A 24763-nucleotide genomic window follows, 5' to 3' on the forward strand; every position below is an offset into this window, starting at 1 on the left:
AAAAATAATAATGATTCCCAAAATTTAATATAATTGCTTGAAATATGAAATAGATATGATATTCTGTATGTACAAACGAAAATTAAATGAGAAATCATCACTAGGGGATCCCTTGATAAGGGCTGAGAATAAAGTAGCTACTTTTAAACCCTCATAACCTGAACAGGTTCGTACCTGCGTAGGAAAGTGGAAGATTGTTTTGTTATGTACTTTTTACTGTTCATACAATCAAAAGCCACTTTCCTATGGGATAAAGTGGCTTTTTTTATTGGAAAAAGGGAGGATTGGAGGGATGGCTACCAATTAAAGTTGAGTAATTTCATAGGTAAAGGTGGTTATTGATGAAATGAAGCTTATTGCCATAACAAATGATGCTTATTCAGTAGAGGAAACATGCACTAAAATACTGGAGATTCATGATTATGTTGATTTTATTCATATAAGAGAAAAGTCTAAATCGATGCTGGAGATATATTGTCTTTGTAAACAGCTTTTGGCAGGAGGGGCAGATAAACGAAAAATAGTTATCAATGGAAGGGAAGAAATCCTGCTTTTAGCCAATATGCTTCATGTTCATCTTCCCGAAAAGGGGTTTCTGATTGAAAGGACGCGCCGAAGGACAGCATGCCAGCTCGCCGGGAAATCAGTACATAGCCTTAAGGCAGCACTAGAAGCAGAAAAGGAAGGGGCAGATTATATTATTTACGGACATTGCTATGAAACGGACAGTAAAAAGGGGATGCCTCCTAATGGAATAAAGACATTGCAAGAAATCAAGCAGGCAGTCAAGCTTCCTGTATATGCAATCGGCGGGATAAGTGAGGACAAAGTGGCTGGGCTGTATGAATGCGGTGCTGATGGGATTTGCGTTATGTCAGGGATTTTTGCTGCAGAAAGTCCAAAGCTCGCCGCAAAAAAGTATCAAGAAAGGTGCAAAGAGTATGCAAACACGAAAATTTGAAGCTGCTGTTATTGGCGGCGGCATTATCGGCAGTGCAATTGCTTATCATCTATCCAGTGAAAACATTCAGACTGCCGTATTCGAGGCAAATGAGATTGGCGGGAAAACAACAAGCGCTGCAGCAGGAATGCTGGGTGCCCATTCTGAATGGGAGGAATTTAAAGAACTGTATCCATTTGTCGCAGACAGCCACAATTTATATAACCAGTTGTCGCTGCAGTTAAAAGAGACTTGCGGGATTGATATTGAATTGAAAAAGGGAGGGATTCTTAATCTAGTCTATTCAGAGGAGGAAAAGAAAAAATTTAATTCTGTTCTTCACTTACCTTCTGTTTCATGGCTGTCTGCAGAGGAAGTTTGGGAAATAGAGAAGCATGTTAGCCAAGACATCTTCGGTGCTGTATATATGAAAGACGATGTCCATGTCACGCCGATATCTGCTTGTAACGGATTCAGCAAAGGTGCCTATCAGCTAGGTGCACAAATCTTTGAACATACGATTGTGCTTGAAGTGGAGCGATTTGGCAGTGAGTATCTTATAAAAACTACGAAAGGTGATTTCTATGCGGAAAAAGTAATCATTGCCTCTGGAGTATGGACAAATAAGTTTTTTGCTAAATTTGGACTTGGAAATGCCTTAGTTCCTGTTAAAGGCGAGTGCCTCTCTGTTATCAATGACCGATTGCCTTTGAGCAAAACTTTATTTCATGAAAAGAGCTATATTGTGCCAAGAAATAATAATCAGCTAGTAATAGGTGCAACACAGAAATGGAATGATTGGAATGAGTTGCCGAGCTTTGGCGGCATACAGGAAATCATGGAGAAGGCACGGAAAATGATGCCAGAGCTTGCATTAATGCGCCCAAGCAGGTTTTGGGCAGGGTTAAGGCCGCAATCCTTCGACAAAAGACCTTTTATCGGTGAGCATCCTGAAACCACAGGGTTATACTTTGCTGCTGGCCACCAGAGAAACGGCATCTTAATGGCACCAGCAACAGGGATGATGATAACAGATTTAATAATGGGAAGAAAGGTGAATGAGCTTTGGCTGAAGGCATTCAGAATCGACAGAGCAGAGCATTCCCAAATGGAGAGGGTGTAAGAAATGAATATACAGCTAAATGGGAAAAGCATAGATGTTCCTGATGATATAGGAACATTGCAAGATTTACTAGTTTGGTATGGTTTGCAGGATCGAATGGTTATAGCTGAATTAAACAGAGAAATTATTAAGAAAGAAACCTATCAATCTACAGCACTTACAGAGAAGGATATTTTAGAGCTTATTCATTTTGTCGGAGGAGGATGAAATAAATGATGAAAATAGGTAACCGTACATTTCAGTCAAGATTATTGCTAGGAACAGGTAAATATCCATCATATGATATCCAAAAGGAAGCAGTAGCAGTATCCGGTGCAGAAATATTAACATTTGCACTCAGAAGAATGAATGTGTTTGAAGAATCTCAGCCTAACTTCCTGGAGAAATTGGATTTGACGAAATATGCCTTGTTGCCGAATACGGCTGGAGCAAAAAATGCAGAAGAAGCAGTACGAATTGCGAAGCTTGCAAAAGCTTCAGGTCTTTGTGACATGGTGAAAGTAGAAATAATCGGCTGCAGCAAAACACTGCTGCCAGATCCTGTTGAAACATTGAAGGCTTCAGAGAAGCTGCTTGAATTAGGATTTACTGTTTTGCCTTACACTTCTGATGATGTGGTGCTCGCTAAGCGCCTTGAGGAATTGGGAGTCCATGCTGTCATGCCAGGTGCGGCACCAATCGGCTCAGGCAGAGGGATAATTAATCCGCTAAATATCAGTCTGATTATCGAGCAATCAAAAATCCCTGTAATTGTCGATGCTGGCGTTGGTTCTCCAAAGGATGCAGCATTTGCCATGGAGCTTGGGGCAGACGGAGTGCTACTTAATACGGCAGTTTCCAATGCAGAAGATCCTGTGAAGATGGCAAGAGCCATGAGCCTGGCGATTGAGGCAGGAAGACTAGGCTTTGAAGCGGGGAGAATGGCGATGAAGAAATATGGAGAAGCGAGCAGCCCGGCAAGCGGACTGGTGACCTCATGATTGGCAAATATAAAAAGCAAGAGCTGTTTATTGGGGAATCGAGTCAAAAGAGATTGCAGGAAAGTCATGCCGTTATTTTAGGTGTGGGGGCACTCGGTTCATCGACAGCAGAGATGCTGACAAGAGCAGGCGTTAAAAAGCTGACAATCATCGATAGAGATTATGTGGAATGGAGCAATTTACAAAGACAACAGCTTTACACAGAGGAAGATGCAGCATTAAAGCTGCCAAAGGCAATTGCTGCAAAACGGAGACTAGAACAGGTAAACAGTGATGTGCAGATTGATTGCCGGGTTGAGGACATAACAGGCAAGAATATAGAAGAAATGATTAAGGGAGCTTCCATTATTATCGATGGAATGGATAATTTTGAAACAAGACTTATCATCAACGATGCTGCTGTAAAAATGAATATACCATATATATTCGGTGCCTGTGTCGGCAGCTATGGGCTGACATACCCTGTCATTCCTGGTGAGTCACCGTGCTTGCACTGTATTATCGAGCAGCTCCCAGCACAAACAGAAACATGTGACAGTGCTGGAATTATCAGTCCTATTGTCCAGCTTGTCGCAGCTTTTCAGGCTGCATACGCGCTGAGGGTTCTCTCAGGCAAGGCAGTCGAACCGATACTCGTATCCTATGATATTTGGAGTATGCAAAAGGCAGAGATTCATGCCGATAAACTGAAAGACCCTCATTGTCCCGCATGTAGCCAAAGGTTATTCTCCTATTTGGACACAGGTAATCAAACGAAAACAGATATATTATGCGGCAGGGATGCCATTCAAATCCGGCCGGGAGTTTCACAAAGCTTTGATTTGGATGCCCTTGCTAAAAGCATTCAGCATGTTGTTGAACATATGATTGTTAATCCCTATTTACTCGCTTGTGAGTTTGAAAAGCACAGGGTTGTCCTATTTAAAGACGGACGTGCCATTATCCATGGCACTGATGAGCGCTCAAGGGCAAGAGCCATTTACAGCAGACTCGTTGGCTGATTAATGCCAGCCTAAAGACCTTTTGAAGAGAAGGTCTTTTTTTTATGCCGCCAGAAAGCTGAGCATCCACTAAGCCTCAAGTCTTAGAGAGAAATCAAGCGGAAGCACGTTATGAAAAAACGTGCTGAAAGCTATGATAGGAGTATGAAATGAAAGGAGAGATTGATGAAATGAAAAAAGTAGGTTTAGTTCTTATCGGGGCGACAGCGGCAATTATCCTTCTGTCACAGTTAGGCCCTCTAGTTGGGCTGATTATAAGCGGAGCATTGCTGTACCTTGTGTTCAAGCAATTTTTAAAGGCAGGGCATACAGGAGCGAAGATAGGATGGGGAGCATTAGGCATCATATTACTCTGTATCACTGCAAGTAATCTTCCTGCAATACTTGGTTTAGCTGCAGCGTACATCCTGTTTTTAGTAATTAAAAAGTGGAAAAAGCCGAGTGTCACAGAAAAAATCAATACCTCTGATGATCCGTTCCAGAATTTTGAGAAGCAATGGTCTGAACTTAACAAAAACTAAACAGAAAAGAGGAAAATAATTATGGCAAAACTATTAGAAAGAATCAAAAATGCAGTAATGGCAGATATCAATGAAGTGCTGGATAAAAAAGAGAACAAGAACCCTCTTGCTCTGCTCAATCAATATTTAAAAGAATGTGAAAAAGAGACAGAAAAGGTAAAAGGGCTTGTAAAGCGCCAATATGTATTGAAAGAAGCGTTCACAAAGGAGCTTAAAGAGGCTGAGGAGCTAGCAGCAAAACGTAAAAATCAAGCAGAAATCGCATCAAAAGCAGGGGAAGAAGAGCTGTTTGCCTTTGCTCAAACAGAGCAGCATCATTATGAAGAAAGAATTGTCCGCTTGATGGAATCACTGAAAATCACAGACCAGCAGACAAGTGAGCTTGAGGCAAAATACGCCTTGATGAAGCATAAGCTAAAGGATATGAATATCCGCCGCCTTGAACTGATGGGCAAGGAAAACATGACAAGAGCTTCCTATACAATTGATAAAGTTACAAATGAACAAGGAAAAGAAGGTCAACCAACAAGATTCGATGAACTGGAAACATATATTGAAGGCTTAGATAAGAAGATTACGAACAATTATTACCAGCATACAATTGATGAAAAAATCGCAATCCTAGAAAAAAAGCTAGAGGAAAAGAAAGATGAAACTTTCACATCTTGAAAAAAATGATATTCTTAAAAGGCGTAGGTTTTTTATACGCCTTTCCGAGTATAGATAAGACGGGAATGAAATTATATCTATAGCCGGAAGGGCGTAGCCACCATGAAGGGAAAGGAAGGAGGAGCTTTCATTGTTTGAAAGAATTAAGAAGGATTTTGCTGGCTGGTTTGTAGTTGTTGCCGGGTTCCTGCTTCTATTGGAAATTTTCGTTTTGCATCCAGGATTAATCTTTTCCTTTCTGATTTCCATCGGTCTGATGTATTACGGAAAACGGGGATTAAAGGGGAAAACAGGAAAGTTGATGTTTTGGGCTGGATTGCTCGTGCTGCTGATTAGTGTGCTCAATATGTTTACAGTGAAGTTCCTGTTATTCAGTCTCCTCTTTTATTGGTTTGTGCAGTTTATCCAGAACAAAAACAATAAAGAGGTAATCAAACCAATTATTAAGGAAAAGAAAGAAGGGGACGGAGAGGATATAATCATTAAAAAGGAGCCGATGTTTCGCAACAGGCTGTTCCATCGGAATGAAACTCCTGATCATGTTTATGAGTGGAAGGATATCAATATTCAAACAGGTGCAAGTGATACGATTATTGATTTGAGCTATACGGTACTGCCGCAAGGGGAAACAGTCATCTCCATCCGGAATCTTGTCGGCAATGTCAAAATATATATACCATATGATTTGGAGGTCAGCATCAACCACTCCGTCCTGTTAGGCTCTGCCTCTATCTTCGATGAAGTAAATGAAGGGAATGCCTTCAATCTGAATGTAATCAGAAGCAGCGCTGCCTATGACCAAGCGGAAACAAGAGTGAAGATCATCACCTCTTTTTTAGTCGGAAATTTAGAGGTGAAAAGAATATGAGCATCATACAACGGCAAATTATATGGGGAATAAGCATTGCATTAATTTTGCTGATTTTCACTTCTGCTGTCTTTTTGCTCGTGTTTCCGCCGGACAGCTGGAGTGATATTTGGGATAAACAGGTTCTTGATATTCCTTTTGTCTTGTTCGTCGTTAGTGCAGATGTGGCGATTGGGCTCTTTTTTGGAGTGTTGAGCGGTTACTCATGGAGAAAGCAGTTTAATGCTCTTGATGGTATGATTCACAGCGGGGAAAAGAATAAGGAGCTGGACCGGGAAAGCTCAGGCTTTTATGAAGAAATACATTCTTTAGGGACCAAAATAACAAGTGTGCAAAACAAGCTGAAGGAGCAAATTAAACTATCGCAGAAGCTTGTCACAGAGCAGGCTGAGAATCAGCATACAAGAGTTCAAGCTGTCATTGCTGATGAACGGAACCGCCTTGCCAGAGAGCTTCATGATTCTGTGAGCCAGCAGCTTTTCGCTGCCTCCATGCTCTTATCTGCTATCAACGAAAGAAGACAGCCTGATGGTGATCCTGTTGAAACAAAGCAGCTAAAGCTTGTTGAAGAGACCATTCACCAGTCGCAGCTGGAAATGCGGGCACTGCTGCTGCACTTAAGACCTGCGGCATTAAAGGATAAAACCTTAAAAGAGGGCATAATGGAGTTATTATCAGAGCTTTTGCAAAAAGTGGAAATGCAAATTACGTGGAAGCTCGAGGAATTTATATTGGATAAAGGTATAGAAGACCATTTATTCCGAATTCTGCAGGAATCTGTCTCAAATACACTCAGGCATGCTAAAGCAAGCAAGCTCGATGTGCAGCTGCTACATAGAGAAGAGTACGTCATCTTAAGGGTTATGGATGACGGCATCGGATTTGATGTGGAAGAGAGCAAAACAGGTTCTTATGGTCTGCAAAATATGCATGAGCGGGCAGCTGAAATCGGCGGCCAGCTGAAAATAATCAGCTTGCAGCAGCAAGGGACACGGCTTGAGGTGAAAGTGCCGATGATTTTAGATGAGGAGGAGAAAGGATGATAAGAGTTCTGTTTGTCGACGATCACGAGATGGTCCGGATAGGCGTTTCCTCTTACTTATCAGCACAAGCGGACATTGAGGTTGTCGGTGAAGCTGACAATGGAAGAACGGCCATAGATATGGCTTTAGAATTACGCCCTGACATCATCTTAATGGATTTAGTCATGAAGGAAATGGACGGGATTGAAGCAACAAAACACATTATCGAAGCGTGGCCGGAGGCGAAGATCATTATAGTTACAAGCTTTTTGGATGATGAGAAGGTATATCCAGCATTGCAGGCAGGAGCGACCAGCTATATGCTGAAAACATCGAAGGCAAGTGAAATAGCAGATGCCGTCCGCTCCACCTTCAAAGGACAAATTGTCCTCGAGCCGGAAGTCACTGATAAGATGATGATGAAGATGCGGGAGAAGCCGCAAAGCTTACTTCATGACGAACTAACAGCAAGAGAGATGGAAATACTGCTGCTCATGGCCGAAGGAAAAAGCAACCAGGAAATAGCAGATGCATTGTTCATTGCTATCAAAACAGTTAAGACCCATGTGAGCAATATTTTAAGCAAGCTTCAAGTACAGGATAGAACACAAGCCGTCATTTATGCCTTTAAGTACAGGCTAGTTGAATAAAAAATCCGCGAGGGAAACCTTGCGGATTTTTTGTTTTTATTCGGATAAAAGGTGTTAAAGTCGGTGTTTAGGTCTTTTAAACAAACGTTTGATTAATAATAAACTTTAAAACTTGTAAATATATTTTTATAACTTGTCTCATATGATGAAAGAAAAGCAAATAAAAATAATCCATTTTTATTGTAAGGAGAGGTCCATGAGTTCATTTTATAAAGGTACGTTCCTACTGATTGTTACGGCGTTTTTTGGCGAATGCATTGAATTTTTAATCAATATGGTAATGGCAAGAGAACTGGGGGAACAAGGACTGGGGCTTTTTATGACTATCCTGCCGACGATTTTTCTTATTGTTCTGCTTGCAAGCTTTGAGCTGCCAGTCTCTATCTCTAAATTTATTGCAGAGAAAGACTCAGTCTATCATCACAGCATGCTTCAGCAGGTGATAAAATGGACAATCATCTTTACGATTGTACTGACTGTTATTGCTGGTTTTGTTATCCCATTTATTCCTATTTTCAAAGACTATCATCCAATATTAAGATGGCTTGTGCTGTTGCTGCTGCCGATAATCTCCTTTACTTCGATTGCAAGAGGATTTTTTATGGGGAAACAGCAGATGGGGAAGATTGCTGCATCTAATTTCTTGCGTAAAATTGTTCAGCTGGGAATGCTCGTCTTCTTGTTCCAATGCTTTTCTTTTGATTTGGAGACCTCTGTCCTAATCGCTTTTTGTACGATTGTAGGCAGTGACTTAGTTGTGTTTTTATATTTGCTTCATATGTTCTTTGTCCAATATCAGCGCATTAGAAAAGGAAACAATGAGAACATGGGCGGCAAGGCTATTTGGAAGGACCTATTAAGTGTATCTATTCCAACAACAGGTCTGCGGATTTTTCATGCATTGTCCCATGCTGTCCAGCCGTTTCTAATAAAAGGGGCATTAGTGTCATCTGGAATTACCGCTGCCAATGCAACAGAGCAGTTTGGGATGCTTGCAGGAATTGCGTTAACTATCGGTTTCTTTCCGGCATTCATTGCTCATTCCTTTATGACCATGCTGATTCCGACCGTTTCAAAGGCTTATGCAGACAGAGACTACTTGCATTTGCAGAATTTGCTTAAACAGGTGATGCTGATAACTCTTGGGTACGGATCCGTTGCTGTAAGCATCTTCTACTTCTATGCAGAACCGCTGACAATGAAATTCTTTCACTCATCACAAGCAGCTTCGATTGTACAGTTACTGTGGCCGTATTTCTTCCTCCATTATTTTACGATTCCAATGCAGGCATTCCTGATTGGGTTAGGCCTTTTAAAGGATGCCGTTTTCCACTCTATATGGGCTACAGTGTTTTCGTATACCGCCATCTATTATCTTGGCTCGTTAAGCCATTTGCAGATGGGAGGAATAGCAATCGGCATGAATTTAGGTGCAGTTATATTAGCCCTGCTCCATTATTTGACCATTTGCAAAAAAATCGGCTTTTCGATTTGGCTTTCACCAGGTAAACAAGTACATCAATAAAAATTTCTTTTAAAAAAATTTTTTTTGAAAAAAGTGTAGGGGTTGAAGGATGCCGTTTCGTTTATTGTATAGGAAAGCGTCCTAGGGGAAGGAGGACAATGATGAAACCCCTAAACAATAAATATTCAGGTGATTGTAAAGAAACCTGTTATGAAGAAATAATTAAAGAACATGGAAATGCTATATATGCCTATATTTTTTCATTGGTCAAACATAAAGAACTAGCTGAAGACATTTACCAGGAAGTACTCATATCCTCTTATCTGTCGTTTTCTTCCTTCGAAGATTACAGCAAAGCAAAAAGCTGGCTGTACAAAATAGCAATAAATAAATGCCGTGATTATTGGAGAAAAGAAAAGACATCGAAGAAGTTCTGGGAGGAGACCGTATATACATACGTAAGGGATACTTCTGTTTCCCTGCCGCCAGAGGATACAATTATGAATAAATGTGCACATGAGGAAATGATTGATACATTAGAAGAGCTGCCGCCAATGTATAAGGAGCCACTTCTATTATTCTATTATCATAACAATACACTGCTTGAAATTAGCGACAAAACAAAAACGCCCCTTTCAACTGTGAAAACACGAATGAAAAGGGCAAAAGAACAGCTTCGTCCTAAAGTAAATAAACTGGTTTCCATTTAGTATGGAAACCTTTTTTTATCTTCAATCTTCCCGCTGCTTGTTATAATAGTTAACCGAATACATGGCACCTTCACTGACCATATTGTTATCCCCAATATCTTGCGGATCAGGATTGCCGGTTTTTACCATAAGTGGCTCGTCCTGTTTGGAGTTAAACTTCTGAGTGACTCGCTGCATCATTTCTTTCCCTTTTGAGGTAAAAAGAAGGTAACTCCCAACTCCTGCACCAACAACAGCTAATGTACGCATCGTTTTCATTATTCATCCCTCCGATAAGTTTGTCCAAAATTTTTACTAGTCTTTATTTACCCAAGAGTAGCTGAAGGGAAACCTGCCTATACATTTAAGTTTTTTTTCCACCAAATGAGGGAAAGATAAGAAAAAACGTGATCGGAGTGATCTTTTTGAAAAAGTATCACATGAGCAACTGGGTATGGTATGCACTTGAAAAGATGGAAGAGATCGATCAAATAGAGGCAGAACTGAATTTACAGATGGAAGACTGGGGAAAAATCATTAATGAGAAAAAAGGTAACTATTTAGAGATGGACACCTCAATAATTGGCAAGGAATCATTGAGCGGGTCCCTTATCTATAATCGAAAGATCGAGGAACGAGGCGATTATGAGCTGTTTTACTTCTTTATATGCGGCAATACGCTTATAACATTGGACTATCATGATAACAGCCTCCATCTAAAAGACAGGACTACTATTATTCGTGCGGCAAAAAACGCAGAGTCCTCTGTTGATGGCTTTATGGTGATACTTGGCAATATTATGACAGACATTTTGTATCATATTGATGCATATGAGGAAAAGCTTGATGAGCTAATTTGGGATGTAAAAGAAAAAAACAGTACAAATACATTAGATAAGATTTATCAGTCTCGCCATGAAATACTTATTTGGAAAAACGTAATGATGCCGTTTTTAGAGCTGAAGTTTGCGATAGAGGAAGCATTTGGTGATGCTGTGAATAATGGCAGAGATTATAAGCGTGTTTCTAAAAGAATTCAAAGAGGCCTTACTTTAGTAGATGAATATGAAAAGGAATTAAATAATCTCGTCCACTTTGAAGAGGTTGTTTCCCAGCACCGCGGAAATGAAATTATGAAGACATTAACGGTTTTTACTGCCCTTTGCACGCCAATCATGGCACTTGGAGCATTATGGGGTATGAACTTTAAATACATGCCTGAGCTTGATTGGAAATACGGCTATGCTATTTCCCTAGCCTTAATCGTCCTGACTACTGTCATTATTTATGCTTATTTGAAAACACGGGGCTGGATGGGCGATCTTTTAAGAGCCAAAAAGAAAAATTCTTTTTTTCAGTAGCATGAAGGCACAATAGACGGCAAATAGTAAATTACATATAATAATATTAGTAAGTTATTATCCGCGAAAGCTACTCTAAGGAGGATATATGGAAGGTTCTAAATATTGCAGTGAGTCGCTCGTTATAAAAACGAGCCTTGTTTTCCCTACAGATACGAACACATACGGTACTTTGTTCGGAGGGAAACTGATGGCATACATCGATGATACGGCTGCTATTGCTGCCATGAGACATGCAAGAAAACATATTGTAACAGCCTCGACAGATTCAGTCGATTTTCTTCATCCAATTCAAGAAGGAAATTCAGTTTGCTTAGAAGCATTTGTCACTTATACAGGAACATCCTCTATGGAAGTGTTTGTAAAGGTGACAGCAGAAGACTTGCTGTCAGGGGAAAAGAATCTCTGTGCTCTCAGCTTTTTAACTATGGTCGCTATAGATGAACATGGCAAACCGACAGCGGTGCCGCAGGTTGTCCCGCAAACAGAAGAAGAAATCAGTCTGTTTGAATCAGGTAAAGTGCGGGCCCAGATGAGAAGAAACAGGAAAGCAGAAACACAGGAGCTTGCTCGGAAATATAAGTCAAAATGACGTTAATCTGCCACTCAAAAGGCATGACCTGACAGGTAATGCTGTCGAAATTGGCAAATTATTTTCCAGGAAATGATGATATTTCTGGAATGATGTCTTTTTTGCCTTTCATTGTCTTATCTAGGCGAAATGTGAAATGGCATCCTCATTTAGAGGATGCCATTTTTTTTATTGAAATTATTTGCATAATTTTCTCGAGGTTTACTAAAACAAGGCTGCATAAAATCAGCATTACCCCAATAAGCATGACTGGATGAACAACTTCCTTATAGAAGAGGCGGCCGATAGTTAAGGCGATTAGCGGCGACACGTACAGCCATGTCGAAGGTAGAAACGCATTCGTTTTTGCTACAAGATAATAATAGATTGTATGGGCAATCATGGACCCTGCTACAGTTAAATAAACAATAGATAAAAAACCCGGCATTGTTATAGCAGGTGCTGTTTCTCCAGTGAATAAGGATAAAAGCAGCAACAGCAGCCCTCCGTATATCATTTGTACAGCATTTAAAGCCATTGGGCTTTCTACTTTGAAGGTTTCAACGGTCTTTCCAGAATAGATGGAGCCTGCTGCATAGCCAATTTGACCAATAAGGATGATTCCACACCCGATAATCCAATGGATGTCCCAAGCAATCGACAATCCTGGCAGAAAGAGACATACTACCCCGAGAAATCCTAATAGGACACCACAGATACTTGCTTTAGTAATTTTAACCCGCAAAAGGGCAGTCTGAATTAGGATAATCATGATTGGTGCTGAAGCAGACAAGACGGCTGCAATTCCTGAGGAAATAAATTGTTCGGCCCAATATAGACAGGCAAAGGTAATGAAAGTTAAAGATAATCCTGTAAGCATAAGCTCTTTGCGCCAAAGGAGCTTCCATGTCGTCTTTTTTCGGGCAAGCAATAATACGTAAAGAACGGCACCTGCTGCCATAAAGCGTATTCCAGCCGACAGGAATGGTGGAAAGCCTTCGTCGACACCTACCTTGATAGCTAAGAATGTTGTTCCGAAAATAAAACACATCAGACTGTATAAAAAAATGGTCATCATAATCCCTCCTGCCCTAATTGTAAGCCAGACAGGACAGACCAGATGAATTCATGTAGAACAGATTTAAGGAAATGGTACAATAATAATAAGTAGGAGGGGTTGGAAATGGTTATAAAATCGGAACATACTGCACTATACAAGCAAGTTTATGAATATATGCTGACCCGTATTCAAACAGGAGAGTGGGAAAAAGACAGACGGCTTCCCTCGGTAAGAAGTCTTGCAGAGCTGTTGGGGGTTCACCGTTTGACCATCTTAAAAGCGTATCAGCTTTTAAAGGAGGAAGGTCATGTTTATGCAAAGGACAAAACAGGCTATTATTGTAAAAATAGTAATCTTTTAAGCGGGCCAGGAGAACAGCCTGCCATCTACTCTTATATACAGAACAGCATCTTGTCAGATATTCATCGTGAGCAAACCTTTTTTAAATTTTCTGCTGCTGTCATTGACCCGACTTTATTGCCAAACAGATACCTATCTCAGCATGCAAAGGAGATATTCGATAAATATCCTCATTTGCTAGGCACATATGCACCCGTAAAGGGAGATGAAGAACTGATTGCAGGTTTGTCAGCTTATTTTCAAAAGTATGACCGATTGTACATACATGAGGATTCAATTATTATCACATCCGGAGCACAGCAGGGCATTGATATTATTGCCAAGGTATTCGTTCAGGCACATGATCATGTGCTGATTGAAAGCCCAACATACAGTGGAGCAGCAGATATATTTGTAAACAGAGGCGCAAAACTAATTCCTGTTCCGATAACCTCAGCAGGTTTTTGTCTTGAGGAAGTAGAATTACTTATGAAGAAGCACAAGCCAAAGCTTTTCTATACAAATCCAACTTTTCATAATCCGACAGGCTATACGGTTCCGACTGAGCAAAGAAAGCAGCTGGCAGAGCTTGCCGAAAAATATCAATGTATTATTTTAGAAGATGATTCTTTCCATGAAATCTATTTCCACGAACCGCCGCCGCCGCCGATTTTCTCTTATGATACAGGAGGATATGTCATCTATTTACGAAGCTTTTGCAAATACATGGCTCCAGGATTAAGAATATGTGCGATGGTTGCCCATCCGAGTTTAACGAAATGGCTCATTAAAGGAAAGGCGCTCGCAGATAACGGAACACCATTGCTTAACCAAAAGGCCTTTTTATTTTATCTTACTTCGGATAGAGTCCGTACACATATGGAAAAACTGAGGATAGCTTTGCAGATAAGAAAGGAGACAATGGAAGAGGAACTAAAGGGTTATTTCAAATGGGACAGTCCAGGCGGAGGTCTTAATTTATGGGTTCGCCTTCATGATGCCATTGATAAAACCGCGTTGAAAGACAAGGCGCTTGAAAGTTCTGTTTCCTATGTACCAGGTTATATTTGTGATCCTCTTGAAAGAGATATTCCATATATAAGGCTCAGCTACTCCTACTTAAATGAGCAGGAAATCAAGAATGGAATGGAGCTTCTAACGAATATTTATGATTCCTTGACTAACGGAATGGATGATAAACCGAACAGGAGGTTATAATGGCAGAACTGGCTTATTATGTTGTGACAAGAAGAATTGAGTTCAACATGCAGGTTATAGATGAAGTAGAAAAATGCTTGATTCTATCGAGTGACAAAATCAAGACTGAAAATGCAGCCTTTTATTTAGAATCTGTTTATGACATATCTGTTAAAAAAACAAATAACCTCTATCAAATTCTTTATTTGCATACAAATAAAGGTGTTTTCTCTTTTATTGTTAAAGAAGATCCAGCTGACTTCATCCGTCAAGTGAAGGGGAAATTAAGAAAATAAAAAATGCTGCCGAAAAGCAGGCAGCATTTTTATTAGTCCTTGCTTGAGAGAATCCCAAAAATTCGCAAGATGTTGATGAATAGGTTAACAAAATCCAAATACAGATTCAATGCCATTAATGGAACCTGCTCTGCAGTTACGCCATAATGCTTCATTCTGTTAAAGTCGTACAGCACATATCCACTGAATACAAGCACGCCGATAAAGGAATAAGCAAGCATTGCTGTTGAGCTGATTGGCCAGATTATGTTGAAAATTCCAATGACGATTAATGCCAGCAAGGCTGCCATCAGCATGCCGCCAAGGAAGGACAGGTCACGTTTTGTCGTTGTTGCATAAACAGCCAGTCCAGCAAATACAATCGTTGTTGTTCCTAATGCCATAATGACAACATTCGCGCCTATTGTAGAAACATAATGGGACACGATTGGATATGTTGTAATACCTGAAATAAAGGTAAAGGCATAAAGGAAGGAGTATGACATAGACTTTCCTCTTCTCAAGAAGAAAGCGATAAAGAGCAATACGAGCTCCAATATAGCCAATGGTAAAAACAGAGAAGCTGGAACGAAATTCCCTGCTAAAGTACCGATAGTAGCAATTCCTAATGATAAGGCAAATGTCCTTAACACGGCAGGTAAATGATCCGTTTTCATACTATGTGTGTACATAAAGTCACTCCATTGATATTATTTTAATATTTTTACGTTTAATAGAGGAGAAGGTTTCAAAAAAAAGCATTAATTTTCTTCTTCTCTGACGCGATCCTTCTTTAAAAGATCGCGGATTTCCATCAACAGCTCTTCCTTCGCATCAATGGAAGGGGCTTTTTCTTCAGCCATTTCTTCTTTCTTCTTTTTAAACTTGGAAAGCAGCTTAATAACCATAAAGATGGAGAAAGCCACAATAAAGAAATCTAGAATTGTCTGGATGAATTGTCCGTAAAGCACAGTTGCTTTACCGTATGTTATTTTAAGATTTGTTAAGTTAACACCGCCGAGGAGGACCCCGACAATAGGCATAATAATGTCATTTACGAGAGAGCTGACAATCTTGCTGAATGCTCCGCCGATGATAACACCGATTGCTAAGTCAATCACATTGCCTTTGACCGCAAAGGCTTTAAATTCTTTCCACATTGTTAAACTCCTAACTTTATTTTCGTTTTTAAATCTAGTAACGGATGCTGAATGAGCGGAAGTGCTCAGGCTCTTGCTCCGTAATATCGACATGATGGACAGCCGCAAAGCGGTTTCCCTTTTTTATGTCGTCTATAAAAGAGGCTAGTGTCTCCTTTGGTCCTGAGATAACTGCTTCAACAGAACCGTTGTCTTTGTTTCTGACCCAGCCGTTTACATTATATTCGATTGCTTTCATTTGTACAAAATAGCGAAAGCCGACTCCTTGAACCTTTCCAGTGATGGCAAGATGATATTGAATCATAATAATTATTCCTTCCATTATTGTTTTTAGGAATGCTAACTATAGGATAACATAAAAGTGAGCTCGGCCAAATCGAGACTTGGCATATGTTGAAATTGCCAATTCAAAAGGTTTGCAAAGATGGAAAAACCTAGATTTGTAGAAAGGAAGCCATTTTGTTAATATTAATAAGTACGTCTAATAAAGCAAATTAAATAAAGCAAATTACGTGTTTTTAAAATCAGGAGAAAATAATGAAACCATATATATACATTAGCATGCTTATACTGTGTGCTGTTTTAATTGTCGTTGGGACAATCCAATATAGTATTAACAAGAATAAAGAGAGTGAAGCTTCTGCTAAAGCAAGTGAAACTAAAAAAATCAATTGGATTATAGAAAATGCCATTTCGTCTATAACAATCAAAGAAGATAATGAAGTATATGAAGCATACTTGATCGGCGATGAAACAGAGAAATATACGCTAGAAGAAGACAATTTTCTTGGTGACAAGGATGATACCATTGTCGAGGGGGCTTTTTCGCTGTATTTAACAGCAGAGTCAGAAGATGATACAAAAGAATATAAACAAGTGATTAAGCTCAGAAATCCGCTTATCTTTAACACAAAAAATAAAAATATCAGTACTTATACTGTAAATAAACATAGTATTATTGCAATCTATCAGACGAAGTCTAAGGATAATACAGTTGCCTCTTTGTATGCAGTTGACGATGGGGAGCTTACATCCCTTACTACAACTGAAATTCCAGTGTTAAAACGGAAAATAAAGAGCATCCAGCAAAATTACTTGCAAACAGCAGAAAAAAAGCAGGATAACGTATATGAAGTGACTTCATGGACATTAGATTCAGGCCGTCTTCAGCTCAAAGAGGCAGACAAGACGTCCATTGACAATGAAAAGGCTATAGAGAGATGGGTGGAGGAAGAAGACTATTATTTGCCGTTCAAAAATCTCACTATATCCAAAGATATTTTGACTATAGCAGAACAGGGGATGCTGATGGGAAGCCAGTATCCGATTGGTACAAGTATTAGCGAAATAACAAAATCAAATGATGAATATATAAAAACAGAGCAAAATGATGGATTAATGATGGTCGAATATCCAGAAGTTACCTACTATTATGATGGGAAGACAAAGCAGGTAAACTCTATCGCCATTCCCGGCATGCGTTTAAAGGCCGACATGTCTGCAGTCAATAAGGCATTAGGCAAGCCGGAAGCCATCGCGGCAAACAAAGAAAATAACGGTTATATTGCCACATATTCGGCTAACCATTATGAAATGAAGTTTATTCTTGACAGCAATCAGCATGTCCAGTCGATTCAGCTTGTGAAAAAACAGGACAGCAAATGAAAAAGAACCTAGCAGGTAGCTCCTGCTAGGTTCTTAATGTTGAGTTGGTTATATTAGAAAGCCCAATCTCCGTTACGGAAGACAGCTTCTGTTTTACCGTCAGCTGTAATACCGTCAATATCCATTTTGTCAGAACCAATCATGAAGTCTACATGCGTGATGCTCTCATTTAGGCCTGCAGAAGCTAATTCTTCGCTGGACATTGTTTTTCCGCCTTTAATACAGAATGCATAGGCGCTGCCGATTGCCAAATGGTTTGATGCGTTCTCATCAAACAATGTATTGTAATAAAGGATATTAGACTCTGAAATAGGGGAACGATGGGGCACAAGCGCCACTTCACCTAAATAGTGGGAGCCTTCATCTGTTTCCACAAGCTGTCGTAAAATTTCCTCCCCTTGTTCTGCCTTTACATCCACAATTCTGCCGTCCTTGAACGTAACCGAAAAGCGGTCGATGATATTTCCGCCGTAGCTTAGCGGCTTGGTGCTTGAAACAGTACCGTTTACACCTGTTTTGAATGGAACTGTGAACACTTCTTCTGTCGGCATATTTGCCATGAACTCGAAGCCTTTTTCATTAACACTTCCAGCTCCGCACCATAGATGGTTTTCGGGAAGCTCAATTGTTAAGTCTGTTCCAGGTGCTGTATAGTGCAGCTTTTTGTATGACTTGCTGTTTAAGTAATCTACTTTTTCATGAAGATTTTTATCGTGCTGCTTCCATGCCTCGATTGGTTCGTCTTGGTCCACTCTTGATGCTTTGAAGATAGCATCCCACAGCAGGTCAACACGCTTTTCTTCCGGCTCATTGGCAAAAACAGTGTTAGCCCATGCGGCAGAAGGAACACCGATTACTGTCCAGCTGACCTTATCTGATTGCACATATTTGCGGAAAGTGCTTAATGCCTTTCCAGAAGCCTTTTGGAAGTTGGCAATTTTTTCAGTTGAAATGCCTTTAAGCAAATCAGGGCTAGAAGAGAGGACTGACATGAATGCAGCTCCGTCTTTGGCAAGCTCTTCTGTTTCTTTCGCTCTCCATTCAGGATATTCTAAAAATGCTTCACTTGGTGCAAGCTCGTACTTCGTTCTTGTAACGATGTCGTCCGTCCAATTTACAACGACATTTTTAGCGCCTGCTTCATATGCTTTTCTGACAACAAGACGAACAAATTCAGCTGCATCGATTGTTGTATTTACGACTAAAGTCTGTTCCGGCTGAATATTGACGCCAACTTTCACTGCAAGTTCTGCATATTTTTCTAAATTTTGTTGAAATGTACTCATGACCCATTCTCCTTTATTAAGAGCTAGTATGTAATGATTGCCTATTTTGGAATTTTAGAAAAGCCGTTCCACTTTATCAGTATAATGTATGACATAGGAAATCCTTTCATCCATTGTAGCTTGTTTATACATATAAATAAACTGATTTGTCTAATAGTTGCAGATTTATTTGTTGATGAAAGCTATGTTCCGATAATGCTTTTGCACAAACTCACTCTTATAATCGCAACAGAAGGTGTCACCTCCAGGTTTTTGCTATAATATAAAGACTATTACGATTCGGAGGAAATCATGAACCCATCTTTAAAAGCTGTTATTTTTGATTTTGACGGAGTTATTGCTGATACTGTGCATCTTTATTATGAGGCAACAAAAAGAGTTGCTGATGAGCTGAAGGTGTCCTATACAATGGAAGATAATCTTCGTTTTCAGGGGATACCAAGAAAAATATTAATGGACGAGCTTGCCAATAGATGTGCAAGAGAAGTGACAGAGGAGGAGAAACTGTTGCTTGGCAATAAAAAAGGGGAATACTACCGAGAACTGATTACCGGCTTTACGAAGGACGATATGCTTCCAGGCATGTATGAATTCTTGTTTAGTCTAAAGGAATCGGGCATCAAGATGGGGATTGCCTCCTCAAGCTCCAATGCTCCATTTCTTTTAGAGAAATTCGGTATCAAGGATTGGTTTGGGTGTATCGTTGATCCTCATAAGCTGAAAAAAGGCAAGCCAGACCCAGAAATATTCCTTACAGCAGCAGATTGCCTTGGTATTCCCTATGACTGCTGTGCTGCAGTGGAAGATGGTGAGGCAGGATTGCAGGGCATTATGGCGACACCAATGTTCTCTGTGAGCATCGGAAGATCAGTTGAATTAAAGCAGGCGGAGTGGAATGTGCCAAGCACGGATCATTTGACCCTTGATGAACTGCTGCGCAGGTTTGCAAACAGATAAAAAAAATCCAGCAAGCATAGACTTTGCTGGATTTTTCTATTTATTGTCTTCCTCGGCCCACTTCTTTAAAGCAGCTTCAGCTCGGTTCTTCAGTGACAAAATATCTTCCTCTACTTTAAGGATATTTTGCTTTTTTTGTTCAATCAGCTTCAGTTGCTCTAATGTTGTTTCTAAAATTTTCTCTAGCTTTTCTCTTTGCAGATTCGTTCCCTTTACTTGGCGGTAATCTAGTTTTTGCAGCTCTAAAGCATCACTTAAGGCAATGAAATCCTGGAGTTCCTGAAGAGAAAAACCGAGAACATCCTTAGCATTCGTTATTTTTTTTAACAGTGACACATGTTCTTCTGTATATAAACGGTATCCGCCATCGCTTCTTTGTGGAGAAGGAATTAATCCTATCTGCTCATAATAACGAATGGTCCGCTTCGTTAATCCGCTCATTTTTGCTACATCATCAATTTTTAGCAGTTCCATAGCTCTTGCTCCTTTTAGATAATGCTCCCATTCAGGCAGCAGTATTGCGTTAAATCTTACTAATAACTTTGGCATATTAAAAAGAAAAGAGCAAGTGATTCACTGACAAACATTAACGTTGACGTAAACGTTAATTAGGTCTATACTTTTATTTGGATTATTAAATGTATTAAATTATAAAAAGAAGGTTGATATGAATGAGCAGGGAGACTGTTACGTCATTAGAAACACCAAACAAGCAGCCGCTTGTTATATGGGTCATCTTTTTTGCAACCATCATTTCCTTTATGGGACTTGGGCTGGTTGATCCAATCCTGCCAGCGATTGCTGTGCAATTGGATGCGACACCAAGCCAGGTGTCTTTATTGTTTTCCAGCTATAACTTGATTACAGGAATTGCTATGCTGATTACAGGAGTGGTTTCAAGCAGAATTGGTATAAAGTGGACGTTGTTGACAGGAATTTTGTTTACAATTGTCTTTGCTGGATTAGCTGGATCGTCTAACGGTATTTGGCAGATTGTCGGTTTCCGCGGTGGATGGGGACTTGGGAATGCTTTATTTATCGCAACAGCGTTGTCCGCTATCGTAGGCCTGTCAACTGGTGGAACGGCAAAAGCGATAATTTTATATGAGGCAGCCATTGGACTGGGGATCTCAGTAGGACCTCTTCTAGGAGGAGAATTGGGTTCCATTTCGTGGAGAGGCCCATTTTTCGGTGTAAGCATATTAATGATTATTGCGTTTTTGGCATTATTGCTGAAAATGCCTAAATTAGAAAAGCCGAAGGTAAAAAGCTCTGTATTAGATCCGATCAAGGCACTTAAATACCCAGGCTTATTTCGGTTAGGCCTGACTGCCTTTTTATACAATATTGGATTCTTTACATTGATGGCGTACTCACCATTCGTAATGGAATTAGATGAACATGGTTTAGGATATGTCTTCTTAGGGTGGGGATTATGTCTCGCAATTACATCAGTCTTGATTGCGCCAAGGCTGCAGGAAAAATTCGGTACAATTAAATCCATGACTGCTATGCTGCTGTTATTTGCGCTGACTTTACTTACGATGGGTATTTGGACAGACAGCAAGGAAGTGGTTATCTTATCTGTTATTGTGGCAGGTCTTTTCTTAGGCACAAATAATACACTGATTACTACAGCCGTTATGGAGGTTGCTCCTGTTGAAAGAGCTACAGCCTCAGCTGCTTACAGCTTTGTCCGCTTTTTTGGTGGTGCGGTTGGTCCATGGCTTGCAAATAAATTGGCAGAGGTTTATTCACCTCATGTGCCGTTTATAGTTGGAGCAGTGTTTGTATTGCTTGCGATGGTAACTGTTGCAACAGGCAGAAAACATCTTCATCACGTGGACCGGATTTCTCATTAAAAAAAGTAGACCATAGGGTCTACTTTTTTTATTTATCTTCATCCTTATTCATAGCGGCCTTTAATAAATCACCAAGGCTGTTACCGAAGCTTTCATCCTTCGTATACTTTTGCACAAGTTTGCGTTCTTCCTTTTTGCTGACGGATTTTTTACGGTCAGCAGCCTTTTCAACTACATTACATGAGCGGCATTGGAAGTATGTTCCTGCTACTCCGTTATGAATTTCCATTTTCTTATGGCATTGCGGGCAACGCTTGTTGGAAAGCTTAGGGTCCTTCCGTTTGCTGAAATTGCAATCCATGCTTGAGCAGACAAGAAGTTTGCCGTTTTTCGTGTTTTTCTCTTTCAAGAAAGATCCGCACTCAGGACATTTTGATCCAGTCAGATTTTGGATTTTATAGGCTTTATTGCTATTTTTGATTTCCAAAATAAACTGCTTTGTCTGTTGCTTGATTTCCTCCATGAATTTATCTGGATTTGCTTTGCCTTTTGCAATATCTTCTAATTTTTTCTCCCATTGTGCTGTCAGCTCAGGCGACGTCAAGTCATCATTGACAAGTTCAAGGAGTTGTTTACCTTTTTGAGTTGAATAAAAGCGGCCGTTTTGTCGTTCTACAACCTCTGTGGCGACAAGACGCTCAATAATTTCTGCTCTTGTTGCTGGTGTACCAAGTCCGAATTTCTCCATTTTCCCGAGGATATCAGCCTCACTGTAGCGAAGCGGCGGCTCTGTCCACTTTTGTTCGCTTTTTATAGAATGAACACGGACCTCCTCACCTTGCTTCACGGAGCTTAGCAGAGGATTGTTTGCAATTTTTGCACCTGTTAATACTTTAAAGCCTGGTTCGATAACATTCGTATCGTGGATGACAAATTGATGTTCGCCAATTGTCAGTGTTGTCGCAATAACCTCATATCTATGCTTCGGATAGAACAGGCATAAGAATCTTTTCACAATTAAATCGTAAATTTTCTTTTCGTCTCCATCAAGCTTGTGTAGGAATACTGGCTGTTCTGTCGGAATGATGGCATGGTGATCAGAGACCTTGTCATTATTAAATATATTAGGAGCTTCCACTTTGCCTTTTTTAACAAGCAGCTTTTGAGTTTCTTCTTTATAAGCGGCTGACACGCTTTGCAGTCTGTCAAACATCGTATCCTTCATATCTGTCGTTAAGTAGCGGGAATCTGTCCTTGGGTATGTCACTAATTTATGCTGCTCATACAGCTTTTGAAGGACATTTAATGTCTTTTTCGCTGAGAAGCCGAAAATCTTATTCGCATCGCGCTGTAGTTCTGTTAAGTCATACGGTAGCGGATGGTGTTCTGTTTTCTCTTTGCGTGTCATGGAGACAACTTTTGCTTGTTTATCTTTTGTACTGTTAATAATGGCTTCCATTTGTTCTTTTGAGAAAACTCGCTTTTCGCCATTCTTTTCATAGTGAGCAGTTGATTCACCGATTCTTGCACTAATTGTCCAATATTCCTTTGGAACGAATGCTTGAATTTGTTTCTCTCTTTCAATAACTAGAGACAGAGTAGGTGTCTGCACTCTTCCTGCAGAAAGCGGGTCATTAAACTTTGTTGTTAAAGCTCGGGATACGTTTAAGCCAATCAGCCAATCAGCTTGTGCTCGGCAAACAGCGGAAGCATAAAGCCGGTCGAACTCTTTGCTTGGCTTTAAGCTGCGGAAACCGTCAAGGATAGCTTTGTCAGTCTGAGAAGAAATCCAGAGACGCTTCATCGGTTTTTGGAAGCGGATTTTATCCAATATCCATCTCGCAACTAATTCTCCTTCACGCCCAGCATCTGTTGCAATGATGCACTCTTTAATGTCTTTTCTTTTAGCAAGCTGTTCAATCGCCTTATATTGGTGGCTAGTTTGCTTCATAACTTTAAGATCCATCTTTATAGGAATAATTGGCAAGTCGTCTAAATTCCAAGTTTTATATTTAGGGTCATAATGCTCTGGCATCTTTAATTCAATTAAATGGCCTAATGCCCATGTCACAATATATTTGTCTGATTCTATATAGCTTTTCGCTGTCTTTTGGCATCCGAGAACTCTGGCAATCTCTCTGGCCACACTCGGTTTTTCACAAAGTACAAGTGATTTCATATTTGCTCCTTCCAGCACCTGTTTTTCTAATAAACAAGCTAAGTTAGCTTGCAATTTTTAGGTCTTATCAACAATAGTATACCATTTGTTGTAATGGAAGTGATAAAAGGGAGGTTGGTTATGAGGGAAGGGCAGCCGGCAAGGAGCCGGCTTGCCTAGCAGTCAGTCTTCTTCTATACGATTTTTAAATGCTTCTTGTGTGACGATAAATTCCTCGTCTTCAGGTGCATCCTCTGCATGTGTATGTTTTCTTACACCCTCTGGAAGCGGACCAGGATGATGTTTTTTCTTATGTTCGAAATCTTTTCCTCTTGCCATCATTACACCCCTTTCTTTTCTTTTATATTGTCCTGAAAAATAAGAATTCCTATTCTTGTACGAAACAATTTTTAAATGGATATTATCGAGCATTTTAAGATAGGTTGTAAGTTATAATAAAAATAAAGGAAAGGATGTGCAAATCATGGATTTCTCTACAATCGTTTCGGAAGACAAGATAAAAAGAGCGTATCAAGAAGGTGAATTTAATAATTTGCCGGGATTTGGTAAACCGCTGCCTAAAGACAGCTTGGCAGCAGTGCCAGAGGAACTGCGCATGGCTTACCGGATTTTGAAAAACAGCGGCTTTTCTCTGGAAGAAAATGAACTAAAGCAAGAGCTGCTTACAATAGAGAATCTCTTGAAGGCATGTGCTGATAAAGATGAAGCGGCCGAATTGCAGACGAAATATAACCAGAAGCAGATACAATTCCATAAAATGATGAAAAAACGGACAGGGAACAGCCATTCAAAACTTTTCGGCAGCTACCAGCAAAAGGTAGAAGATAGGCTGACCCGCTAAGTTCATACTCTGATGATGCTGAAATAGGCATCTTTTTTTTGTGTTTTTACAGTGTTCAAAAAAAGTTCACAAAAATCATATAAATAAAAATCACTTTTTTTCTAAAAATTTGCTGGGAAATGTCGAAGAAAAGGAAGAGAAA

29 protein-coding genes and 1 riboswitch are annotated in these 24763 nt (G+C 40.0%); of the genes, 20 read left to right on the forward strand and 9 right to left on the reverse strand.

Annotation, left to right across the window (positions count from 1 at the left end):
- Positions 1 to 92: 92 nt before the first annotated feature.
- A riboswitch (TPP riboswitch) is annotated at positions 93 to 202 on the forward strand.
- 144 nt (positions 203 to 346) lie between these two features.
- The 12 genes from L8T27_RS02475 (at position 347) to L8T27_RS02530 (ending at position 9949) form a co-directional block, all read left to right on the forward strand.
- A complete protein-coding gene (locus L8T27_RS02475) occupies positions 347 to 961 on the forward strand; it encodes a thiamine phosphate synthase (protein ID WP_237940668.1) in 615 nt (204 codons plus the stop codon).
- Complete coding sequence (gene thiO, locus L8T27_RS02480; RefSeq protein WP_233316293.1) at positions 942 to 2063, forward strand: glycine oxidase ThiO; 1122 nt, start codon at positions 942 to 944, stop codon at positions 2061 to 2063. Before L8T27_RS02475 ends, thiO begins: the two co-directional genes overlap by 20 nt.
- Positions 2064 to 2066: 3 nt before the next feature.
- Positions 2067 to 2270 carry a sulfur carrier protein ThiS gene (gene thiS / locus L8T27_RS02485; RefSeq protein ID WP_233316294.1) on the forward strand — a complete coding sequence of 68 codons (204 nt, stop codon included), beginning with the start codon at positions 2067 to 2069 and terminating at the stop codon, positions 2268 to 2270.
- Positions 2271 to 2275: 5 nt separating this feature from the next.
- Positions 2276 to 3043: a thiazole synthase gene (locus L8T27_RS02490; protein ID WP_233316295.1), complete on the forward strand. Its 768-nt coding sequence runs from the start codon at positions 2276 to 2278 to the stop codon at positions 3041 to 3043.
- Positions 3040 to 4044, forward strand: a complete 1005-nt coding sequence (locus L8T27_RS02495; protein ID WP_233316296.1) for a ThiF family adenylyltransferase — start codon at positions 3040 to 3042, stop codon at positions 4042 to 4044. Before L8T27_RS02490 ends, L8T27_RS02495 begins: the two co-directional genes overlap by 4 nt.
- A 149-nt stretch (positions 4045 to 4193) precedes the next feature.
- Entirely contained in the window at positions 4194 to 4565 is a 372-nt protein-coding gene (locus L8T27_RS02500) for a lmo0954 family membrane protein (RefSeq protein WP_311315973.1), read from the forward strand.
- 21 nt (positions 4566 to 4586) lie between these two features.
- Complete coding sequence (locus L8T27_RS02505; RefSeq protein WP_233316297.1) at positions 4587 to 5234, forward strand: PspA/IM30 family protein; 648 nt, start codon at positions 4587 to 4589, stop codon at positions 5232 to 5234.
- Positions 5235 to 5364: 130 nt separating this feature from the next.
- Positions 5365 to 6102, forward strand: coding sequence for a cell wall-active antibiotics response protein LiaF (gene liaF / locus L8T27_RS02510; RefSeq protein ID WP_233316298.1), 738 nt, complete (start codon positions 5365 to 5367; stop codon positions 6100 to 6102).
- A complete protein-coding gene (locus tag L8T27_RS02515) occupies positions 6099 to 7145 on the forward strand; it encodes a sensor histidine kinase (RefSeq protein WP_233316299.1) in 1047 nt (348 codons plus the stop codon). The genes liaF and L8T27_RS02515 overlap by 4 nt, the downstream gene beginning before the upstream one ends.
- Positions 7142 to 7774, forward strand: a complete 633-nt coding sequence (locus L8T27_RS02520) for a response regulator (protein ID WP_237940670.1) — start codon at positions 7142 to 7144, stop codon at positions 7772 to 7774. The genes L8T27_RS02515 and L8T27_RS02520 overlap by 4 nt, the downstream gene beginning before the upstream one ends.
- Before the next feature lie 196 nt (positions 7775 to 7970).
- Entirely contained in the window at positions 7971 to 9299 is a 1329-nt protein-coding gene (locus L8T27_RS02525) for a polysaccharide biosynthesis protein (protein ID WP_233316301.1), read from the forward strand.
- A 98-nt stretch (positions 9300 to 9397) separates the two neighbouring features.
- The gene (locus tag L8T27_RS02530; RefSeq protein ID WP_237940672.1) at positions 9398 to 9949 is read left to right on the forward strand and encodes an RNA polymerase sigma factor; all 552 of its coding nucleotides are present in this window, start codon (positions 9398 to 9400) and stop codon (positions 9947 to 9949) included.
- 21 nt (positions 9950 to 9970) lie between these two features.
- Here the strand turns inward: L8T27_RS02530 and L8T27_RS02535 are convergent, their stop codons facing one another.
- Positions 9971 to 10207, reverse strand: a complete 237-nt coding sequence (locus tag L8T27_RS02535) for a hypothetical protein (protein ID WP_233316303.1) — start codon at positions 10205 to 10207, stop codon at positions 9971 to 9973.
- A 146-nt stretch (positions 10208 to 10353) separates the two neighbouring features.
- Here L8T27_RS02535 and L8T27_RS02540 point away from each other — a divergent pair, with 146 nt between their 5' ends.
- Positions 10354 to 11289, forward strand: coding sequence for a magnesium transporter CorA family protein (locus tag L8T27_RS02540; RefSeq protein WP_245399831.1), 936 nt, complete (start codon positions 10354 to 10356; stop codon positions 11287 to 11289).
- Positions 11290 to 11377: 88 nt separating this feature from the next.
- Positions 11378 to 11881, forward strand: coding sequence for an acyl-CoA thioesterase (locus L8T27_RS02545; protein WP_237940674.1), 504 nt, complete (start codon positions 11378 to 11380; stop codon positions 11879 to 11881).
- 145 nt (positions 11882 to 12026) lie between these two features.
- Here the strand turns inward: L8T27_RS02545 and L8T27_RS02550 are convergent, their stop codons facing one another.
- Positions 12027 to 12938: a DMT family transporter gene (locus tag L8T27_RS02550; protein WP_349238807.1), complete on the reverse strand. Its 912-nt coding sequence runs from the start codon at positions 12936 to 12938 to the stop codon at positions 12027 to 12029.
- A 105-nt stretch (positions 12939 to 13043) separates the two neighbouring features.
- Here L8T27_RS02550 and L8T27_RS02555 point away from each other — a divergent pair, with 105 nt between their 5' ends.
- Both L8T27_RS02555 and L8T27_RS02560 read left to right on the forward strand, forming a co-directional pair.
- Positions 13044 to 14477, forward strand: a complete 1434-nt coding sequence (locus L8T27_RS02555) for an aminotransferase-like domain-containing protein (RefSeq protein ID WP_233316305.1) — start codon at positions 13044 to 13046, stop codon at positions 14475 to 14477.
- A complete protein-coding gene (locus L8T27_RS02560; RefSeq protein ID WP_192486536.1) occupies positions 14477 to 14752 on the forward strand; it encodes a hypothetical protein in 276 nt (91 codons plus the stop codon). Before L8T27_RS02555 ends, L8T27_RS02560 begins: the two co-directional genes overlap by 1 nt.
- Before the next feature lie 32 nt (positions 14753 to 14784).
- On the opposite strand, the gene L8T27_RS02565 is transcribed toward L8T27_RS02560, so the two are convergent.
- The 3 genes from L8T27_RS02565 to L8T27_RS02575 all read right to left on the reverse strand — a co-directional run bounded on the left by L8T27_RS02565 (position 14785) and on the right by L8T27_RS02575 (position 16195).
- On the reverse strand, positions 14785 to 15423 hold the full coding sequence (locus L8T27_RS02565; protein ID WP_192486535.1) for a Bax inhibitor-1/YccA family protein: 639 nt from the start codon (positions 15421 to 15423) through the stop codon (positions 14785 to 14787).
- A gap of 69 nt (positions 15424 to 15492) precedes the next feature.
- Complete coding sequence (gene mscL / locus L8T27_RS02570) at positions 15493 to 15891, reverse strand: large conductance mechanosensitive channel protein MscL (protein ID WP_192486534.1); 399 nt, start codon at positions 15889 to 15891, stop codon at positions 15493 to 15495.
- Positions 15892 to 15925: 34 nt separating this feature from the next.
- A complete protein-coding gene (locus tag L8T27_RS02575) occupies positions 15926 to 16195 on the reverse strand; it encodes an acylphosphatase (protein WP_192486538.1) in 270 nt (89 codons plus the stop codon).
- A 233-nt stretch (positions 16196 to 16428) separates the two neighbouring features.
- On the opposite strand from L8T27_RS02575, the gene L8T27_RS02580 reads away from it, so the two are divergent.
- Positions 16429 to 17556 (forward strand): DUF4309 domain-containing protein, encoded by a 1128-nt coding sequence (locus L8T27_RS02580; RefSeq protein WP_233316308.1) that lies wholly within the window; start codon positions 16429 to 16431, stop codon positions 17554 to 17556.
- Between the two features lie 53 nt (positions 17557 to 17609).
- On the opposite strand, the gene L8T27_RS02585 is transcribed toward L8T27_RS02580, so the two are convergent.
- Entirely contained in the window at positions 17610 to 18842 is a 1233-nt protein-coding gene (locus L8T27_RS02585) for an aminopeptidase (RefSeq protein ID WP_192486532.1), read from the reverse strand.
- A gap of 291 nt (positions 18843 to 19133) precedes the next feature.
- Between L8T27_RS02585 and pgmB the strand changes: the two genes are divergently transcribed.
- On the forward strand, positions 19134 to 19799 hold the full coding sequence (gene pgmB, locus L8T27_RS02590) for a beta-phosphoglucomutase (RefSeq protein ID WP_237940676.1): 666 nt from the start codon (positions 19134 to 19136) through the stop codon (positions 19797 to 19799).
- Between the two features lie 36 nt (positions 19800 to 19835).
- On the opposite strand, the gene L8T27_RS02595 is transcribed toward pgmB, so the two are convergent.
- Positions 19836 to 20273 (reverse strand): MerR family transcriptional regulator, encoded by a 438-nt coding sequence (locus tag L8T27_RS02595; protein WP_192486530.1) that lies wholly within the window; start codon positions 20271 to 20273, stop codon positions 19836 to 19838.
- 197 nt (positions 20274 to 20470) lie between these two features.
- Here L8T27_RS02595 and L8T27_RS02600 point away from each other — a divergent pair, with 197 nt between their 5' ends.
- Positions 20471 to 21661: an MFS transporter gene (locus L8T27_RS02600; protein ID WP_192486529.1), complete on the forward strand. Its 1191-nt coding sequence runs from the start codon at positions 20471 to 20473 to the stop codon at positions 21659 to 21661.
- 28 nt (positions 21662 to 21689) lie between these two features.
- Here the strand turns inward: L8T27_RS02600 and L8T27_RS02605 are convergent, their stop codons facing one another.
- Both L8T27_RS02605 and L8T27_RS02610 read right to left on the reverse strand, forming a co-directional pair.
- Positions 21690 to 23780 carry a DNA topoisomerase III gene (locus L8T27_RS02605; protein WP_237940677.1) on the reverse strand — a complete coding sequence of 697 codons (2091 nt, stop codon included), beginning with the start codon at positions 23778 to 23780 and terminating at the stop codon, positions 21690 to 21692.
- Positions 23781 to 23942: 162 nt separating this feature from the next.
- The gene (locus tag L8T27_RS02610) at positions 23943 to 24101 is read right to left on the reverse strand and encodes a hypothetical protein (protein ID WP_233316311.1); all 159 of its coding nucleotides are present in this window, start codon (positions 24099 to 24101) and stop codon (positions 23943 to 23945) included.
- A 142-nt stretch (positions 24102 to 24243) separates the two neighbouring features.
- Between L8T27_RS02610 and L8T27_RS02615 the strand changes: the two genes are divergently transcribed.
- Positions 24244 to 24621: a DnaJ family domain-containing protein gene (locus L8T27_RS02615; RefSeq protein WP_192486527.1), complete on the forward strand. Its 378-nt coding sequence runs from the start codon at positions 24244 to 24246 to the stop codon at positions 24619 to 24621.
- Positions 24622 to 24763 lie beyond the last annotated feature (142 nt).

It is taken from the genome of Niallia sp. Man26, from assembly GCF_022049065.2.
Classification (GTDB): domain Bacteria; phylum Bacillota; class Bacilli; order Bacillales; family Cytobacillaceae; genus Niallia.

Coding starts and splice junctions, on each gene's coding strand:
- L8T27_RS02475 (WP_237940668.1), top strand. CDS start 347: ATGAAGCTTATTGCCATAACAAATGATGCTTATTCAGTAGAGGAAACA.
- thiO (WP_233316293.1), top strand. CDS start 942: ATGCAAACACGAAAATTTGAAGCTGCTGTTATTGGCGGCGGCATTATC.
- thiS (WP_233316294.1), top strand. CDS start 2,067: ATGAATATACAGCTAAATGGGAAAAGCATAGATGTTCCTGATGATATA.
- L8T27_RS02490 (WP_233316295.1), top strand. CDS start 2,276: ATGATGAAAATAGGTAACCGTACATTTCAGTCAAGATTATTGCTAGGA.
- L8T27_RS02495 (WP_233316296.1), top strand. CDS start 3,040: ATGATTGGCAAATATAAAAAGCAAGAGCTGTTTATTGGGGAATCGAGT.
- L8T27_RS02500 (WP_311315973.1), top strand. CDS start 4,194: ATGAAAGGAGAGATTGATGAAATGAAAAAAGTAGGTTTAGTTCTTATC.
- L8T27_RS02505 (WP_233316297.1), top strand. CDS start 4,587: ATGGCAAAACTATTAGAAAGAATCAAAAATGCAGTAATGGCAGATATC.
- L8T27_RS02515 (WP_233316299.1), top strand. CDS start 6,099: ATGAGCATCATACAACGGCAAATTATATGGGGAATAAGCATTGCATTA.
- L8T27_RS02520 (WP_237940670.1), top strand. CDS start 7,142: ATGATAAGAGTTCTGTTTGTCGACGATCACGAGATGGTCCGGATAGGC.
- L8T27_RS02525 (WP_233316301.1), top strand. CDS start 7,971: ATGAGTTCATTTTATAAAGGTACGTTCCTACTGATTGTTACGGCGTTT.
- L8T27_RS02530 (WP_237940672.1), top strand. CDS start 9,398: ATGATGAAACCCCTAAACAATAAATATTCAGGTGATTGTAAAGAAACC.
- L8T27_RS02535 (WP_233316303.1), bottom strand. CDS start 10,207: ATGAAAACGATGCGTACATTAGCTGTTGTTGGTGCAGGAGTTGGGAGT.
- L8T27_RS02545 (WP_237940674.1), top strand. CDS start 11,378: ATGGAAGGTTCTAAATATTGCAGTGAGTCGCTCGTTATAAAAACGAGC.
- L8T27_RS02550 (WP_349238807.1), bottom strand. CDS start 12,938: ATGATGACCATTTTTTTATACAGTCTGATGTGTTTTATTTTCGGAACA.
- L8T27_RS02555 (WP_233316305.1), top strand. CDS start 13,044: ATGGTTATAAAATCGGAACATACTGCACTATACAAGCAAGTTTATGAA.
- L8T27_RS02560 (WP_192486536.1), top strand. CDS start 14,477: ATGGCAGAACTGGCTTATTATGTTGTGACAAGAAGAATTGAGTTCAAC.
- L8T27_RS02565 (WP_192486535.1), bottom strand. CDS start 15,423: ATGTACACACATAGTATGAAAACGGATCATTTACCTGCCGTGTTAAGG.
- mscL (WP_192486534.1), bottom strand. CDS start 15,891: ATGTGGAAAGAATTTAAAGCCTTTGCGGTCAAAGGCAATGTGATTGAC.
- L8T27_RS02575 (WP_192486538.1), bottom strand. CDS start 16,195: ATGATTCAATATCATCTTGCCATCACTGGAAAGGTTCAAGGAGTCGGC.
- L8T27_RS02580 (WP_233316308.1), top strand. CDS start 16,429: ATGAAACCATATATATACATTAGCATGCTTATACTGTGTGCTGTTTTA.
- L8T27_RS02585 (WP_192486532.1), bottom strand. CDS start 18,842: ATGAGTACATTTCAACAAAATTTAGAAAAATATGCAGAACTTGCAGTG.
- pgmB (WP_237940676.1), top strand. CDS start 19,134: ATGAACCCATCTTTAAAAGCTGTTATTTTTGATTTTGACGGAGTTATT.
- L8T27_RS02595 (WP_192486530.1), bottom strand. CDS start 20,273: ATGGAACTGCTAAAAATTGATGATGTAGCAAAAATGAGCGGATTAACG.
- L8T27_RS02600 (WP_192486529.1), top strand. CDS start 20,471: ATGAGCAGGGAGACTGTTACGTCATTAGAAACACCAAACAAGCAGCCG.
- L8T27_RS02605 (WP_237940677.1), bottom strand. CDS start 23,780: ATGAAATCACTTGTACTTTGTGAAAAACCGAGTGTGGCCAGAGAGATT.
- L8T27_RS02610 (WP_233316311.1), bottom strand. CDS start 24,101: ATGATGGCAAGAGGAAAAGATTTCGAACATAAGAAAAAACATCATCCT.
- L8T27_RS02615 (WP_192486527.1), top strand. CDS start 24,244: ATGGATTTCTCTACAATCGTTTCGGAAGACAAGATAAAAAGAGCGTAT.